15 protein-coding genes are annotated in these 15,418 nt (G+C 68.7%); 10 read left to right on the forward strand and 5 right to left on the reverse strand.

Annotated features, from left to right (window positions below; translation table 11 throughout):
- Positions 1-60 precede the first annotated feature (60 nt).
- From hflK to BP05_RS14590, 4 genes are all read left to right on the forward strand, one after another.
- Positions 61-1,191: an FtsH protease activity modulator HflK gene (gene hflK, locus BP05_RS14575; protein ID WP_496364723.1), complete on the forward strand. Its 1,131-nt coding sequence runs from the start codon at positions 61-63 to the stop codon at positions 1,189-1,191.
- Positions 1,188-2,051 (forward strand): protease modulator HflC, encoded by an 864-nt coding sequence (gene hflC / locus BP05_RS14580; protein WP_496364725.1) that lies wholly within the window; start codon positions 1,188-1,190, stop codon positions 2,049-2,051. Before hflK ends, hflC begins: the two co-directional genes overlap by 4 nt.
- A gap of 13 nt (positions 2,052-2,064) precedes the next feature.
- Positions 2,065-2,256, forward strand: a complete 192-nt coding sequence (locus BP05_RS14585) for a DUF2065 domain-containing protein (protein WP_496364727.1) — start codon at positions 2,065-2,067, stop codon at positions 2,254-2,256.
- Positions 2,257-2,453: 197 nt separating this feature from the next.
- Positions 2,454-3,746, forward strand: coding sequence for an adenylosuccinate synthase (locus BP05_RS14590; protein ID WP_496364729.1), 1,293 nt, complete (start codon positions 2,454-2,456; stop codon positions 3,744-3,746).
- 60 nt (positions 3,747-3,806) lie between these two features.
- Here BP05_RS14590 and BP05_RS14595 read toward each other — a convergent pair whose 3' ends face one another.
- Complete coding sequence (locus BP05_RS14595) at positions 3,807-4,202, reverse strand: hypothetical protein (protein ID WP_496364731.1); 396 nt, start codon at positions 4,200-4,202, stop codon at positions 3,807-3,809.
- A gap of 185 nt (positions 4,203-4,387) precedes the next feature.
- Between BP05_RS14595 and BP05_RS14600 the strand changes: the two genes are divergently transcribed.
- From BP05_RS14600 to BP05_RS14610, 3 genes are all read left to right on the forward strand, one after another.
- Positions 4,388-5,497: an S-(hydroxymethyl)glutathione dehydrogenase/class III alcohol dehydrogenase gene (locus BP05_RS14600; RefSeq protein WP_496364733.1), complete on the forward strand. Its 1,110-nt coding sequence runs from the start codon at positions 4,388-4,390 to the stop codon at positions 5,495-5,497.
- A 1-nt stretch (position 5,498) separates the two neighbouring features.
- Positions 5,499-6,338, forward strand: coding sequence for an S-formylglutathione hydrolase (gene fghA, locus BP05_RS14605; RefSeq protein WP_496364735.1), 840 nt, complete (start codon positions 5,499-5,501; stop codon positions 6,336-6,338).
- A 196-nt stretch (positions 6,339-6,534) separates the two neighbouring features.
- On the forward strand, positions 6,535-7,830 hold the full coding sequence (locus BP05_RS14610) for a vanadium-dependent haloperoxidase (protein WP_496364737.1): 1,296 nt from the start codon (positions 6,535-6,537) through the stop codon (positions 7,828-7,830).
- Between the two features lie 75 nt (positions 7,831-7,905).
- Here BP05_RS14610 and BP05_RS14615 read toward each other — a convergent pair whose 3' ends face one another.
- From BP05_RS14615 to BP05_RS14625, 3 genes are all read right to left on the reverse strand, one after another.
- Positions 7,906-8,262: a hypothetical protein gene (locus BP05_RS14615; protein WP_496364739.1), complete on the reverse strand. Its 357-nt coding sequence runs from the start codon at positions 8,260-8,262 to the stop codon at positions 7,906-7,908.
- A 68-nt stretch (positions 8,263-8,330) separates the two neighbouring features.
- Entirely contained in the window at positions 8,331-9,110 is a 780-nt protein-coding gene (locus tag BP05_RS14620; RefSeq protein ID WP_496364741.1) for a LytR/AlgR family response regulator transcription factor, read from the reverse strand.
- Entirely contained in the window at positions 9,103-10,395 is a 1,293-nt protein-coding gene (locus BP05_RS14625) for a sensor histidine kinase (RefSeq protein ID WP_496364743.1), read from the reverse strand. Before BP05_RS14625 ends, BP05_RS14620 begins: the two co-directional genes overlap by 8 nt.
- A 302-nt stretch (positions 10,396-10,697) precedes the next feature.
- Between BP05_RS14625 and BP05_RS14630 the strand changes: the two genes are divergently transcribed.
- Both BP05_RS14630 and BP05_RS14635 read left to right on the forward strand, forming a co-directional pair.
- Positions 10,698-13,349 carry a M1 family metallopeptidase gene (locus BP05_RS14630; protein ID WP_496364745.1) on the forward strand — a complete coding sequence of 884 codons (2,652 nt, stop codon included), beginning with the start codon at positions 10,698-10,700 and terminating at the stop codon, positions 13,347-13,349.
- A 125-nt stretch (positions 13,350-13,474) separates the two neighbouring features.
- Positions 13,475-14,494, forward strand: a complete 1,020-nt coding sequence (locus BP05_RS14635) for a GGDEF domain-containing protein (protein ID WP_496364747.1) — start codon at positions 13,475-13,477, stop codon at positions 14,492-14,494.
- 64 nt (positions 14,495-14,558) lie between these two features.
- Here BP05_RS14635 and BP05_RS14640 read toward each other — a convergent pair whose 3' ends face one another.
- Entirely contained in the window at positions 14,559-14,996 is a 438-nt protein-coding gene (locus BP05_RS14640) for a hypothetical protein (protein WP_496364749.1), read from the reverse strand.
- Between the two features lie 77 nt (positions 14,997-15,073).
- On the opposite strand from BP05_RS14640, the gene BP05_RS14645 reads away from it, so the two are divergent.
- Positions 15,074-15,199, forward strand: a complete 126-nt coding sequence (locus BP05_RS14645) for a hypothetical protein (protein ID WP_496364751.1) — start codon at positions 15,074-15,076, stop codon at positions 15,197-15,199.
- Positions 15,200-15,418: the final 219 nt, after the last annotated feature.

Here is a 15,418-nt window from a genome sequence, read left to right on the forward strand (position 1 = left end):
GTGGCCCTCACCTAGAATCGGCGCGCGCCCTACGGCGTCAATATCCCCTTTGGAGCAGGCATGGCCTGGAACACCCCTGGTAGTGGCGGCCCTGGCAGTGGCGGCAGCGGCCCCGGCAACAACCCGGAGGGGCGCCGTCCGCAACGTCCCCGCAAGAGCGGCGGCGTGCTGGACACGTTGATCGACACGGCGCGCGGCATCTTCGGCGGAGGCGGCAGCGCGGTCTGGCGCTGGGTCGCCGTCGTGTTCGGCCTGTGGCTGGTCTTCAGCACCTTCGTGCTCGTCACCGAGCAGGAACGCGGCGTGGTCCTGCGTTTCGGCCGCTACGCCCGGATCATGGACCCGGGCCCGCACTTCAAGGCGCCGTGGCCGATCGAGACGGTCGAGAAGGTCAACGCCACGCAGAGCAATGCCTACAGCGAGAACGTTCCGGTGTTCACCCGTGACGGCAACATGGTGAACGTCGAGATCAACGTGCAGTACCGCATCGGCGACCCGTTGCTGTACAAGTTCGGCACGCGCGACGCCGACGAAACCCTCAAGGAAGCCGCGCAGAGCGCGGTGCGCGAGCAGGTCGGTCGTTCCGACCTGGATACCGTGCTCAATGCCCGCGGCGAACTGACCGTCGCGGTGAAGGACCACCTGCAGAAGGCCTTGCAGACCTACCGTACCGGCCTGGTCCTGACCGAGCTCAACCTGCCCAACGCGCGCCCGCCGGACGACGTGAAGGACGCCTTCGACGAAGTGCAGCGCGCCCGCGCCGAGAAGAACACCGCGATCAACGAGGCGCAGGCCTACGCCAAGCGCATCGTTCCGGAAGCGCGTGGCGAAGCGGCACGGACCCGCACCGTCGCCGAAGGCTACAAGACCGCGATCATGGCGCGCGCCCAGGGCGACGCCACCCGCTTCTCGCTGCTCGTGGACCAGTACAAGTCCGCGCCGGACGTCACGCGCAAGCGCCTGTGGCTGGAAACCGTGCAGGAGGTCCTCGGCGAGAATCGCAAGATCGTCGGCGGCGACTCGCGCCAGCTGATCTACGTGCCGATGGATGACAAGCGCGCCCCGCCATCGGCCGCGAATGCGCCGCTGCTCACGCCCGAGGTGCTGTCGCCCGCCGGCGGCGCCGAATCCACTGAATCCGCCAGGCCGCCGCGCACGACGCGCCCGACCCGCGAGGAGGACCGCCGATGAGAGTTTCCGTTTGGGTCGCCGTGGTGGTCAGCGCATTGCTCGCGCTGCTCGGTTCGGTATTCGTCGTGCGCGAAGGCCATAGCGCCATCGTGTTCCGCCTCGGCACCATCGTCCGCACCGATGTCGGCCCCGGCCTGCACTTCAAGGTGCCGCTGATCGAGAACGCGCGGGTGTTCGACCGCCGCCTGCTGGTGCTGCCCGCCGAATCCGAGCGCTACCTGACCGAAGACAAGCAGGACGTCAGCGTCGACTTCTTCGCCCTCGGCCAGATCGAGAACCTGCGCGTGTTCTTCCGCGCCACCGGCGGCAGCGAGGAGGTCGCCGTGCTGCGCCTGGCGCCGATCATCCGCGATTCGCTGCGCAACGAGATCAATGCGCGCACGCTGCAGGAAGTGGTATCCGGCGACCGTACCTCGGTCATCGGCAAGCAGCTGAAGGCGATCAACGACGGCGCGCAGACGCTGGGCGTGAAGATCGTCGACATCCGCATCAAGCGCATCGAACTGCCGCAGGACAGCAACGTCGTCGGCTCGGTCTACGACCAGATGCGCTCGCAGCGCAAGCAGGTCGCGAGCCAGCTGCGCGCCGAGGGCGTGGAGCAGGCCCAGGTCATCCGCGCCGAAGCCGAACGCGATCGCTCGGTGATGCTGGCCGAGGCCGAACGCGATGCGCAGAAGCTGCGCGGCGAAGGCGATGCGGAAGCCACGCGGCTGTATGCGCAGGCGGCCAGCAAGGATCCGGCCTTCTATGCCTTTCAGCGCAGCCTCGAGGCTTACCGGGCTTCGTTCAGTGACGGCCAGAGCGTGATCGTGCTCGACCGCAACGATCCCTTCCTGCAGTACCTGAAGGCGGATCGCTGATCCGGGCCGTGGCATGACCGTGGAGCTGCTGTCCGCGTTGTGCCTGGTGGCCGTGCTGGAGGGTCTGTTCCTGTTCGTGGCTCCGCGCGGTTGGCGGCAGGCGGTGGAGCAGTTGCACCGGCTGTCGGATACCGGGTTGCGCCTGCTGGGCGGGCTCTTCATTGCCATCGGCCTGATTTCGCTGTTCCTGGTCAGGCGGTTCTAGGCGCGAAGGGCGGGGTAGCCCCGCCCCCCCAAAACCCGGATAATGCACAAAAGCCGGATGGGGCCGCTCCACGTGAGCAATCCCCTCCGGCTTTTTCCGTGTCGCGCCGCCGCATTCTTCGGTATACGGGCGACTACCTCGCGCCGCCGCGCGCAGTTGAACCCGCTTGCGGGAAGCCAGATTTGGAGTCGAGGCCAATGGGTCAGTCAGTCGTGGTGTTGGGTGCCCAGTGGGGCGACGAAGGCAAGGGCAAGATCGTCGACCTGCTGACGCAGGACATCGGCGCGGTCGTGCGTTTCCAGGGCGGCCACAACGCCGGCCACACCCTCGTCATCGGGGGCAAGAAGACCGTCCTGCACCTGATTCCCTCCGGCATCCTGCGCGATGACGCGCTGTGCCTGATCGGCAACGGCGTCGTGCTCCACCCGGGCGCGCTGCAGAAGGAAATCGGCGAGCTCGAGGCCAACGGCGTCGACGTGCGCTCGCGCCTCAAGATCAGCCCGGCCACGCCGCTGATCATGCCGTACCACATCGCCCTGGATCAGGCGCGCGAGAAGGCCGCCGGCAAGGGCGCCATCGGCACCACCGGCCGCGGCATCGGTCCGGCCTACGAGGACAAGGTCGCCCGCCGCGGCATCCGCGTCGCCGACCTGCGCTATCCGGCCGAACTCGCCGAGAAGCTCCGCAACACGATGGACTACCACAACTTCGTACTGACCAAGTACCTGGGCGTGGAAGCGGTCGATTTCCAGAAGACGCTCGACGACGCGCTCGCGTTCGGCGAGTACGTCGAACCGATGAAGTCCGACGTCGCCGGCATCCTGCACGACCTGCGCAAGCAGGGTAAGCGCGTGCTGTTCGAGGGCGCGCAGGGGTCGCTGCTCGACATCGACCACGGCACCTATCCCTACGTCACCTCGTCGAACACCACCGTCGGCGGCGCGTACGCCGGCACCGGCGTGGGCGCGGACGCAATCGACTACGTGCTCGGCATCGCCAAGGCGTATGCCACGCGCGTCGGCGGCGGTCCGTTCCCGACCGAACTCAACGACGAGATCGGCCAGGGCATCCGCGATCGCGGCCAGGAATACGGCGCGACCACCGGCCGTCCGCGCCGCTGCGGCTGGATGGACATCGTCGCGCTCAAGCGCGCCGTCGCCATCAACGGCATCACCGGCCTGTGCATCACCAAGCTGGACATCCTCGACGGCATGAAGACCCTCAAGGTCTGCATCGCGTACGAGTACCACGGCAAGCGCAGCGAATACGCGCCGCTCGACGCGGAAGGCTGGGAAGAATGCACGCCGGTGTACCTCGAGTTCCCGGGCTGGGAGGAATCCACCGCCGGCATTACCGAGTGGGACAAGCTGCCGCCGGCCGCGCGCGCCTACCTGCGTGCGCTGGAGGAACTCTCCGGTTGCCAGCTGGCGATCGTTTCGACCGGTCCGGACCGCGATGCGAACATCGTGCTGCGCGATCCGTGGGCGTGACGCGCCCCTGAGGCACAAAAAAGAAAAGCCCCGCGTAGCGGGGCTTTTCTTTTGCTCCGGCTAGCGCGCCGCGAGCGAGCGCTCGATGAAGTCGAGCACCTCGGCGATGCTCACGCCGAAGGAGCCCGCGTTGCCCGCGTCGAATTCGCGTTTCCACTGCGCGTATCCCGCTAGGTACGCGAGGTCGGGTGCGTGCAGGCCGACGAATTCCATGTGGCTACGCTCGAAGGACTGGCGGATCAGCGGAATATGCGGGAGTGCCGTGGCCAGTCCATCGGGCGAACGCGGGTTCCTCACCTGCACGCCGCTGATCGACACGTGATAGATCTCGCCGGTGCCGAGCGGATGCTGGTCCACGCGATTGATGAGCACCAGCGGGGTCTCGCCCGCAGTGCGGCCCCTGCAGCGCCACAGCTGGCCGGCACCGAAGGCTGACGGTGAAGCGAACGCGCCCATGGCGGCCCTCCTAGGATCGGGACTTGAATCATGCCGCGAGTCCCGCGGCAGGGCCGTGCCGAGTCAGTCGGCTTGCGCCAGCGTGCCCTCGCCAGGGCGACATCCGGCCCGCAGGTTTGGCCGATAATCGAACCCAAGCTCGCCCCCGCAGCCTTGCGCTTGCTCGCATCGGAGAGGAAATCGCCATGAAGTCCCGCGCCGCCGTCGCCTTCGCCCCCGGGCAGCCACTGCAGATCGTCGAAATCGACGTCGAGCCGCCGCGTGCGGGAGAGGTGCTGGTGCGGATTACCCATACCGGCGTGTGCCACACCGACGCGTTCACGCTCAGCGGCGACGATCCGGAGGGACTGTTCCCGGTCGTGCTTGGCCATGAAGGCGCCGGCGTGGTGGTGGAAGTCGGGGAAGGCGTGACCAGCGTGCAGCCGGGCGACCACGTCATCCCGCTGTACACCGCCGAATGCGGCGAGTGCCTGTTCTGCAAGTCCGGCAAGACCAACCTGTGCGTGTCCGTGCGTGCGACCCAGGGCAAGGGCGTGATGCCCGATGGCACCTCGCGCCTGTCGTACAACGGCCAGCCGGTGCACCACTACATGGGCTGCTCGACCTTCAGCGAGTACACGGTGGTCGCGGAGGTATCGCTGGCGAAGATCAATCCGCAGGCCAACCACGAGCAGGTGTGCCTGCTGGGGTGCGGCGTCACCACCGGCATCGGCGCCGTGCACAACACGGCCAAGGTGCAGCCCGGCGACTCGGTGGCGGTATTCGGGCTGGGTGGCATCGGCCTGGCGGTGATCCAGGGCGCGCGCCAGGCCAAGGCCGGCCGCATCATCGCGATCGACACCAATCCGGACAAGTTCGAGATGGCCAAGCAGATGGGCGCCACCGACTTCGTCAATCCCCGCGACGATGACAAGCCGGTGCAGCAGGTGATCGTCGAGATGACCGGCTGGGGCGTGGACCACAGCTTCGAATGCATCGGCAACGTCAACGTCATGCGCGCGGCGCTGGAATGCGCGCATCGCGGCTGGGGCCAGTCGGTGATCATCGGCGTGGCCGGCGCGGGGCAGGAGATTTCCACGCGCCCGTTCCAGCTGGTGACCGGGCGCACCTGGAAGGGTACGGCCTTCGGCGGAGTCAAGGGCCGCAGCCAGTTGCCGGGCATGGTGGAGCAGGCAATGCAGGGCGACATCCAGCTCGCGCCCTTCGTCACCCACACGCTGCCGCTGGACCGCATCAACGAGGCCTTCGACCTGATGCACGAGGGCAAGTCGATCCGCACCGTGATCCACTACTGAGATGCGCAGGCTCGAGTCCCACGGCTGCGCCGGTGGCGTGCAGGAGGTATGGCAGCACCGCTCCCGGGTGCTCGATTGCGACATGCGCTTCGGCATCTACCTGCCGCCGCGGGCGGCGCAGGAACGCTGCCCGGTGCTGTACTGGCTCAGCGGCCTGACCTGCACCGAGCAGAATTTCATCACCAAGGCCGGGGCGCAGCGGTACGCGGCGGAACACGGCGTGATCATCGTGGCCCCGGACACCAGCCCGCGCGGCGACGGCGTCGCCGATGCGGACGGCTACGACCTGGGCCAGGGCGCCGGCTTCTACCTCAATGCCGAACGCGCGCCGTGGTCGGCGCACTACCGTATGCACGACTACGTCGCCGACGAGCTTCCGGCGCTGGTCGAAGCGCGGTTCAACGCCTCGGGGGCGCGCGCGATCAGCGGCCATTCGATGGGCGGCCACGGCGCGCTCGTCGTGGCCCTGCGCAACCCGGGGCGCTACCGCAGCGTGTCGGCGTTCTCGCCGATCGTGGCCCCCAGCCGCGTGCCTTGGGGCCAGAAGGCCTTCGCCGCCTATCTGGGAGAGGACCAGGGCCAATGGCGGACGTGGGATGCGTGCGAACTCGTGCGTTCGCTGGGACCCGGCGCGGCGCGGCTGGCACTGCTGGTGGAGCAGGGCGAGGACGATGAATTCCTCGCGAGCCAACTCCGTCCCGAGCTGCTCGAGGCGGCGTGCCGGGAGGCGGCCCATCCGCTGAGCCTGCGCCGCCATGCCGGCTACGACCACAGCTACTACTTCATCGCCAGCTTCATTGGCGAGCACATCGCGCACCACGCCGCGGCCCTGCGCGACTGACCCACGCCGGTGGCGCCGTCCGGGCGGGGATCCTGGCCAACCGATGCGGCGCGCCGACGGACCCCAATCCGGGTGATTACTTCCCCGGAGCAGTAATCGCAGCCTGCCATTCCGTGCCGATCGCCGCATGCCTGCGCTGCCCGCATGCGGTCGACGGCTGCGTGCACCCGGTGTCCCCACCTACAAGGAGTTCGAGATGAAATCGTTCCCGTGCCACTCCTGCCTCGCCGCATCGCGCCGCCAGTTGCTCGCGGTCGCATTGGCCCTGGCGATCCCCGGCACGGCGCTGGCCGACGCCGTGACCGACTGGAACACGAATGCCAACGATGTGATCGGTGGCGCGGGGGGACCACCGCAGCAGTTCCGCGTCTTCACCATCGTGCAGATCGCCGTGCACGATGCATTGAACGCGATCGATCCGCGCTACGAGTCCTACTCCGTCGTGGGCGCGGGCAATCCGAATGCCTCGCCGGATGCCGCGGTCGCGCGTGCGGCCCGCGACACGCTCGTCGCGCTGCTGCCGGACGCGCAGGACACGATCATCAATACCCGCTACGCGACCTACATCGCCGGCCTGGGCTGCCCGCTCTCGCAGCCGACCTGCATCGCCGACGGCGAGGCCATAGGCGCTGCGGCGGCGGAAGCCATCCTGGCCGAGCGCACCCTCGATGGCTCGGAGACGCCGCACGTTCCCTACACCCTGGCGCCCGACGTCGGCGTCTACCAGCCGACACTGCCGACACCGCCGGCACCGCAACCGTTCCCGCAGTTCGGCGGCTGGGGCGACGTGAAGCCATTCGCACTCGGAAACGCCGCGCAGTTCAACCCGGGACGCACGGACTTCCTGCGCGTGCGCGGCAAGGCTTACGCGATCGACTACAACGAGGTGAAGAGCGTCGGCTCGTCCGCGGTGCGCAGCGCGGCGCCGGATTCGGAAGAAAGCCAGATTGCGCGCTTCTGGCCGGGCGGCGGCGCCAACCTCAACGGCATGCTGCGGATCATCCTCAACGGCCGCGGCCTGGACAGCTGGGAGCAGGCGCGCCTGTTCGCGCTGATGAACATCGCGGTCAACGACACCCTGATCGCGACCTTCCGGACCAAGTACCGGTACAACTTCTGGCGTCCGCAGACCGCAATCCAATGGCCCGACGACGGCAACCCGGATACCGAGTCCGATCCGACCTGGACGTCCTACATCACCACGCCGCCGTATCCGGACTACACCTGCGGCCTGCCATCGACGATAGGTGCGGGCACCGAGGTGATGCGCGATGTCTTCGGCACGGACGAGGTGTCCTTCACCATGACCGCCGCAGGCCTGCCGCCCACCGTGACCCGAAGCTTCACCAGCCTGTCGGTCGCGGCGGACGAAGCGGCGTCGGCGCGCGTCTATGGCGGCATCCACTTCCGCACCGGTTGCCTCAACGCGGTCACGCTGGGCGAGCACGTGGGCAAGTTCGTGTTCGACACCCAATTGCGTCCGCTGCATTGAAGCGCGTGCTGATAGAAAAAGGCCCCGCAACGCGGGGCCTTTTTCCTGTGCCGCGATGGCGCATTGTCGACGCGATCAGCGCGGATCGCCGCTGGGGCTGCAATCCTTCGCGAGCGCGGTGTCGTCGCGCGCGACGCAGGCGTCGAAGGGCGGCATGCCCACCACCTCGCGCGTGGCGCCCGCTGCCATGGCGAAACGTTCGGGCGGGGCGCAGCCGCCGCTGGTGGCCGCGCATCCGCGCCGGAACAGCGTGTAATGGCATTCCCCGCTCGCGCTGGCCACGCATTCGAAACGGGCGATTCCCGCCGTGACGTGGATGCGGCTGTGGATGGCATCGGCGCCGTCGATCATCGAGCGGGTGACGAAGGTGGTGCCACCGTCCCAGCCGAGCAGGGAAAGCAGGAAATAAACCGTGGCGATCAGGTTGTGCATGGTGGGCCTCTCGCACTCTCACGCGGCGACGCCGCGACGTGGGTGGTGCGGCGCGATGCGCGCCGCGATCACATGTGGCGGAACAGGGTCATGAAGGGTTGGCTGACGGTGAGCGTTTCCGGGCGGTTCTTGAGCCGCACGGTGCCCTTGCCGGTGTCGTCGCGCACGATCGACGCGATGGCCTTGAGGTTGACGATGGTCGAGCGATGGATCTGCTTGAAGGTATCCGTATCGAGCACGGCGAGCAGCTCGCGGATCGGCGTGCGCAGCAAGGCCTCGCCTTCGGCGGTCATCACCGTCGTGTACTTGTTGTCAGCGCGGAAGTAGGCCACGTCGTCGACCAGGATCAGCCTGGTTTCGCGGCCGGAGCTGGCGGTCAACCAGGTCAGCGGCGGGCGCGCCGGATTCTTCGGCAAGGCGGCGCCCAGGCGTTCCAGCACTTCGCTCAGCGCCGCGGCGTCGCCCGAGCCCGACGCCATGCGCAGCTTGAGGCGCTGCACCGTCGCCGCCAGCCGGTCGGCGGCGATCGGCTTGAGCAGGTAGTCGATGGCGCCGCGGTCGAAGGCGTCGATCGCGTACTGGTCGTAGGCGGTGACGAACACCACCTGGGTGTGCGGGCTGGCCTGCGCGGCGGCGGCGGCGACTTCCAGTCCGGTCAGGCCGGGCATGCGGATGTCGAGGAAGGCGATGTCGGGCTGGTGCTCGTCGATCGCTTCCAATGCGCTGGCGCCGTCCTCGCATTCGGCCACGATCTCCAGTTGCGGCCAGGCGGTGCGGAGCTGTTCCAGCAGCGAGCTGCGCAGCAGGACCTCGTCCTCGGCGATGACCGCGGTGGGCGACTTAGACATGGTTGCGTTCCTCGGCCGACGTGGCCGGTGCGGACGCTGCCGCGGTCGGCGCCGACGGCGCGCCCGGCACGCTGATCGTCGCGGCGACGCCGCAAGGGAAATTGGCCACCACCGCCAGCGAAGCCTTGCCGCCGTAGACCAGTTGCAGCCGTTCACGCACGTTCTTCAGGCCGATGCCGGTGCCGCTGCTCTGGACGTTGAAGCCTTCGCCATCGTCGGCCACGGTGATCGCCACGGTGCCGTCGTCGGCATGGCGGGCGCGGATCCACACCGTGCCGCCGGCGGTGCGCGGTTCCAGGCCATGCTTGATCGCGTTCTCCACCAGTGTCTGCAGCATCATCGGCGGCAGCCGGGTGCCGCGCAGGTTCTCGGGCACGTCGACCTGCACGCTCAGGCGCTGGCCCATGCGGATCTTCAGGATCTCCAGGTACGCCAGGGCGCGTTCGAGTTCGTCGCTCAGCGTGGCCAGTTCGTCCTGGGTGCGCGGCAGCGAATGGCGCAGGTACTGGATCAGGTGGCCGAGCATCTCGTCGGCGCGCGCGGGGTCGTTGCGGGTCAGGTATTGCGCGCTGGCCAGCGTGTTGTAGAGGAAGTGCGGCTCGACCTGCGCATGCAGCAGGTTCAGGCGGGCCACCGTGAGCTCCTTCTCGGTCGCGGTCTGCGTGGCCGCGTCGCGCTCATTGCGGCGGCGCTCGGCGACCCGGCGGGTGATGGCGCGGGTGATCGCGTTGGCGTTGTCCAGGTTGGTGGCGTTGTCGACGCGGAACAGGTCGCTCCACGCGCCGCTCTCGGGTTCGCAGATGAGGGTGACGCTGCCGGTGCCGTTGACCGGCGTCACCGTGGCGAGGATCTGGTTGCGCGTATTGCCGAACCAGTACATCGGGTGCCACTTGCCGAACGGCTGCTCGGAGAAGTCGATCGGACGCTGCACCTTGGCGCGCACCTGCAGGCTGTCGCGCGCGCTCTCCACGTACTCGGCGCGCGGCAGTTCGCGGATCGCGGCGTCGAGCAGGTCGAAAGCCTCGCCGGCCTCGAACGGGATCTCGACCTGGCGGCGATGGCGGTTGCCCAGCGCCTCCTTGTCCGAACCGGCGATCAGGCGCACCCGGCGCACGTGCGAGAAGGCGGCGGAGACGACCATGCCCAGCGTGAGGAAGAAGAGCAGGACGATCGGGAATTCCCAACTGCCGATCAGCGGGATTTCGGACCAGAACGCCGCCACCGGCACCAGCGCGATTCCCCAGGCGATGGCGATGCGGGCAACGAAGAAGATGTTTCGGATCACGGTGGTTCCCGGTTCGTCGTGTTGCGGCGAAGGATAGCGGCCGCTGGCGCGCCGGGAATCCGCGTTGCGATGGAACCACGGAATGCGCGACGAAGCGGCCGGAACGCAGGACGGAGCGCGCGCGGCGGGGGTGCCTGGCGTGCCCGCCAGCGCGGCCCCCGGGTGCGCGCGCGCTGCCAATGGGCGAAGCATGACTTCTGGCGGTCGGTCCTGCGCCGGCCAGCCGCCACCATCGGGTCTTCCCAGTCACCCGGCTTGCGCGCTGGCCTTGGCCGCCGCGAGCCCCTGCAACGGAATTCCGCATGCGTCGCACCCTGGTCACCGCTATCGCGCTGGCGCTCGCCGGCACCGCTCCCGTCCTCGCCAGCGCGGCGCCCGCCGCCGCGGTCGCCGCGCCGGAGGTGAAGGATGCGACCACGCAGCTGCCGCGCAACGTGCGGCCCACGCACTACGACGTCGCGGTGACCCCGGACGCACGCACGCTGACCTTCAAGGGCCATGTCGCGATCGCGCTCGACGTGCTCGAGCCGACCGCGTCGATCGTCCTCCACGCCGCCGACATGACGTTCGCCAATGCGTCGCTCGCCGGTGCCAAGGGCGCCGCGAAGTCGCCGCGGGTTTCCGTCGACGCGGATGCGCAGACTGCGACCTTCGCTTTCGACAAGCCGCTCGTGCCCGGCCGCTACACGCTGGCGACGGACTACACCGGAAAGATCGGAACGCAGGCCAATGGCCTGTTCGCGATCGACTACGACACCAAGGCCGGCAAGAAGCGCGCGCTGTACACCCAGTTCGAGAACTCCGATGCGCGCAAGTTCGTGCCCTCGTGGGACGAGCCCAACTACAAGGCGACCTTCACCCTGACCGCCACCGTCCCGGCGGACCAGCTGGCCGTGAGCAACATGCCGGCCGTGGCGACGACGGACCTGGGCAACGGCAGCAAGCGGGTGACGTTCGCGCAGTCGCCGAAGATGTCGACCTACCTGCTGTTCTTCAGCCTCGGCGACTTCGAACGCGCCACGGCCAGGCTGGGCGATACCGAGGTCGGCGTGGTCACCCAGTCCGGCCTGGTCGGGCAGGCCAAGTTCGCGCTCGATTCCTCGGTCGACGTACTGCGCGAATACAACGAGTACTTCGGCACGCCTTATCCGCTGCCCAAGCTCGACAACGTCGCATCGCCCGGCAGCAGCCAGTTCTTCGGCGCGATGGAGAACTGGGGCGCGATCTTCACCTTCGAGCACACGCTGCTGCTCGATCCCAGCATCTCCACGCAGGCCGACAAGCAGCGTGTCTATTCGGTCGCCGCACATGAGATCGCGCACCAGTGGTTCGGCGACCTGGTGACGATGAGCTGGTGGGACGACCTATGGCTCAACGAAGGCTTCGCGACCTGGATGGCGGGCCGCACCACGGCCAAGCTGCATCCGGAGTGGAATACGCGGCTGGGCACGGTGGAAGGCCGCGAAAGCGCGATGTCGCGCGATGCCGTCGCCTCGACGCATCCGGTGGTGCAGCACGTGGAGACGGTGGAGCAGGCCAGCCAGGCGTTCGATTCGATCACCTACCAGAAGGGCGGCGCGGTGATCCGCATGCTCGAGGGCTTCGTCGGCGAGAACGCGTGGCGCGAAGGCGTGCGCAGCTACATGAAGGCCCACGCGTATGGCAACACCGTGTCGGACGACCTCTGGCGCGAGGTGCAGGCGGCCGCGGGCAAGCCGATCCTCGATATCGCCCACGACTTCACCCTGCAGCCGGGCGTGCCGCTGATCCGCGTCGAGTCGGCGACCTGCGACGGCCGCACGACCACGCTGAAACTGGCCCAGGACGAGTTCACCAAGGACCGTCCGGGCAAACAGCCGCTGCGCTGGCGCGTGCCGGTGATCGCGCAGGCCGGCGGCGAAACCGTGCGCACGGTAGTGGAGGGCGGCGCGGCTACGCTGGAGGTGCCCGGTTGCGGGCCGGTCATCGTCAATGCCGGACAAAGCGGGTACTACCGCACGCAGTATGCGCAGCCGCAGTTCCTCGCGATCCGCGACGGTTTCGCCAGGCTTGATCCCATCGACCAGCTCGGCCTGATGGGCGATGCCTGGGCCTTGGGCATGGCCGGTCTGCGCCCGGCGACGGACTACCTGGAGTTCGCGCGCGCCACGCCGCTGGACGCCGACCCGCAGATCTGGGGCGACATCGCCGAGACCCTGGTGGGCCTCGACGAGTACTACCGCGGCGACGCGGCCCGCCGCGCGAAATTCCGCGCGTTCGCCATCCGCACGCTGGCGCCGGCGTTCATGCGTGTCGGCTGGCAAGCCAAGGCCGGCGAGGCCGACCCGGTGGCGATCCTGCGCACGCAGCTGATCGCGTCCCTGGGCGCGCTGGGGGATACGCAGGTGGTCGCCGAGGCGCGTCGCCGCCATGCGGCCAGCGCCAGCGATCCCGCCGCGATGCCGGCCGCGCTGCGCAAGACCATCCTGGGCGTCGTCGCCGCGCATGCCGATGCCGCGACCTGGGAACGCATGCACGCCGCGGCGCAGGCGGAAACCACGCCGTTGGTGAAGGACCAGTACTACGGGCTGCTCTCCTCGAGCGAGGATCCGGCGCTGGCGAAGCGCGCGCTCGAACTCGCGCTGAGCGCCGAGCCCGGCGAGACCAACAGTGCGCGCATGATCGCGACCGTCGCCGCGCACCATCCCGAGCTCGCGTTCGACTTCGCCGCCGTCCACCGCGAGCAGGTGAATGCGAAGGTCGACACCACCTCGCTCAGCCGCTACTACCCGGGCCTGGCCAGCAACTCGCTGGATCCGGCGACGATCGCCAAGCTCAAGGCCTTCGCCGAGGCGTATATCGCAGCGACGTCGCGCCGCGCGACCGATACGGCGGTAGCCAACATCGAATACCGCCTCAAGGTGCGCGAGCAGCGCCTGCCGGCGATCGATGCCTGGCTGAACAAGAACGGCTGATGCGAGGGGCGGCGGGGCTGCGCGTCGCGTGGCCCCGGTCGCCCGGTCGTATCCGGCGACAAGCCATCACCTGATTTTCTCGCCGTGGTTCTATCGTTACTGATCAGACATCAGTCAGTGCAACCATGGACGATCCAGCGGCCCATACAGAGGACGAATTGCGTGCCCAGCTTGCCCGCGCCATGGCCGCGCTGCGGGCGCAGGAGGCGCGTGCCGAGTTGGTGCAGGGTGCGCTGCGGGTATTGCCGGACGGCATCGTGCTGGTCGACCAGGCCGGGCGCGTCGCCGACCTCAACCTGGGCGCCATGCACCTGACCGGCTGGACTGAAGCGCAGGCATTGGGACGGCCCCTGCACGATGTGGTGAAGCTGCGCGATTCGCACGGACGCAGCGTCGACCTGCTCGCGACGGGCCACTGGGTCGGCGGTGACGTCACCCGGCTGGTGCGCCGGGACGAACACCAGGTGCTGGTCGACGCGACCTTCGTGCCGATCCACGACAGCGAGCGCCGGCCCGCCGGTGCGGTCGTCGCATTCCGGAACGTCACTGCGGCCACGCGCATCAATGACGAGCTGACCTACCTTGCGACCCACGATGCCTTGACCGGCCTGTTCAACCGCCGCGTCCTCGAGACGCGACTGGACCGGGCGGTCGCGCACGCCGCGCAGCACGGTACGCCTTACGCGCTGGTCTACCTGGACCTGGACCGTTTCAAGCCGGTCAACGACACCGGCGGGCATGTCGCGGGCGACGAGCTGCTGCGGGTGCTGTCGTCGCTGTTGCAGCAGAGCGTGCGCGACCAGGACACGCTGGCGCGATTGGGTGGCGACGAGTTCGCCGTGCTGCTGGAGCATTGCGTCCTGCAGGAGGCCAAGGAGATAGCCGAGCGCATCCGCGAGTCGGTGGCGGCGCTGCGCTTCCGTTGGGTCGACCAGGAGTTCACGGTCAGCGCCAGCATCGGCCTGGTGGCGTTCCGGGGCGGGGCGATGACCTCGCCCGAGTTGCTGCAACGCGCCGACGAGATGTGCTACCGGGCCAAGTCGGAAGGGCGCAACCAGGTGCAGGTTTTCCAGTCGGCTGCCCGCGCTGTCACGCCACGCAGCACGCGTTCGCTGCAGCGGAAGGCGCCGCCACTGCGGCACTGAACCGGACGGCCGCGCGTGCGCCGTAGCGGCTGCTGCGCCGAGGGTTGATGCATCCGGGCGCGCCTTACGCCCCGCACGCCGCGGGAGCGCTTTCGTCGACAGCCCCGGGCGCGCCGGCCAGGCTGCACAGCGTCACCAGGATTCCGGTCACTTCCCGTACGCCGGCCACGGGCTGGAACCGCACCTCGGCGCGCACGTTTCCGCGCTCCCAGACGGCGCCATCGGGATGGCGCCGCGTCAGCTGGAACCCGAGGTCCGGTAGCGCGCTCTCGTAGAAGCGCCGCGCGTCGTCCGCGCTGCCCCCGAACAGCAGCCTGCTGGCATGGCGGCCCGGAGGCAGCTCCTGCGCCTGCGGAGGTCTGGGGAGGGTAACGGGAGCTTCGCTGGGAGCGTCCTGCGCGACCACCCGCAGCGACAAGCCGAAGCTCGCACTCTGTGCGCAGGCGTGGCCGCATGCCATCGCCAGCAGCAGCGCGGCGACCGGTCCGGCTAGGGTGCGCATGCGCCATACCCCACCGGTGCGCCGGCGACCGAAGGCACGCCGCCGGTGTTGCGAAGTCCGGCCAGGACTTCCATCCAATGGATCATCTGTTCCTCCTTGTTCCCGACCGTGTGGGTGAGATTCTGGAAACGCCGTGCGGGCCGGAACGCGAAAACCGTCACGCTTCGATCGCACTTGCCCGCGCAGGCAATATCGGCGCGTGAACAATTAAGTGGCGTGAAATCCGACCTCGCGCGCAGCGCGCCAGAACGCGCAGTCAGACTGCAACTGAGGGCCCGCGCGCGAGCGGGTTCATGTTGGTCAACGTCGGTCCTGATCGCGGGCGGCCATGCACCCGGCGACGCTTCGCACGCGGGGGCTGACCGCTGTGGGCCGAGGGCTGGGCACGTGGGCATGCGGCGAACGCGGCGCGGCGGCGCGCT

Source organism: Lysobacter oryzae DSM 21044, assembly GCF_059568595.1.

Bases quoted from the DNA above. Each gene is read 5' to 3' on its own strand.
- hflK (WP_496364723.1), top strand. From the start codon at position 61: ATGGCCTGGAACACCCCTGGTAGTGGCGGCCCTGGCAGTGGCGGCAGC.
- hflC (WP_496364725.1), top strand. From the start codon at position 1,188: ATGAGAGTTTCCGTTTGGGTCGCCGTGGTGGTCAGCGCATTGCTCGCG.
- BP05_RS14585 (WP_496364727.1), top strand. From the start codon at position 2,065: ATGACCGTGGAGCTGCTGTCCGCGTTGTGCCTGGTGGCCGTGCTGGAG.
- BP05_RS14590 (WP_496364729.1), top strand. From the start codon at position 2,454: ATGGGTCAGTCAGTCGTGGTGTTGGGTGCCCAGTGGGGCGACGAAGGC.
- BP05_RS14595 (WP_496364731.1), bottom strand. From the start codon at position 4,202: ATGGGCGCGTTCGCTTCACCGTCAGCCTTCGGTGCCGGCCAGCTGTGG.
- BP05_RS14600 (WP_496364733.1), top strand. From the start codon at position 4,388: ATGAAGTCCCGCGCCGCCGTCGCCTTCGCCCCCGGGCAGCCACTGCAG.
- fghA (WP_496364735.1), top strand. From the start codon at position 5,499: ATGCGCAGGCTCGAGTCCCACGGCTGCGCCGGTGGCGTGCAGGAGGTA.
- BP05_RS14610 (WP_496364737.1), top strand. From the start codon at position 6,535: ATGAAATCGTTCCCGTGCCACTCCTGCCTCGCCGCATCGCGCCGCCAG.
- BP05_RS14615 (WP_496364739.1), bottom strand. From the start codon at position 8,262: ATGCACAACCTGATCGCCACGGTTTATTTCCTGCTTTCCCTGCTCGGC.
- BP05_RS14620 (WP_496364741.1), bottom strand. From the start codon at position 9,110: ATGTCTAAGTCGCCCACCGCGGTCATCGCCGAGGACGAGGTCCTGCTG.
- BP05_RS14630 (WP_496364745.1), top strand. From the start codon at position 10,698: ATGCGTCGCACCCTGGTCACCGCTATCGCGCTGGCGCTCGCCGGCACC.
- BP05_RS14635 (WP_496364747.1), top strand. From the start codon at position 13,475: ATGGACGATCCAGCGGCCCATACAGAGGACGAATTGCGTGCCCAGCTT.
- BP05_RS14640 (WP_496364749.1), bottom strand. From the start codon at position 14,996: ATGCGCACCCTAGCCGGACCGGTCGCCGCGCTGCTGCTGGCGATGGCA.
- BP05_RS14645 (WP_496364751.1), top strand. From the start codon at position 15,074: ATGGATCATCTGTTCCTCCTTGTTCCCGACCGTGTGGGTGAGATTCTG.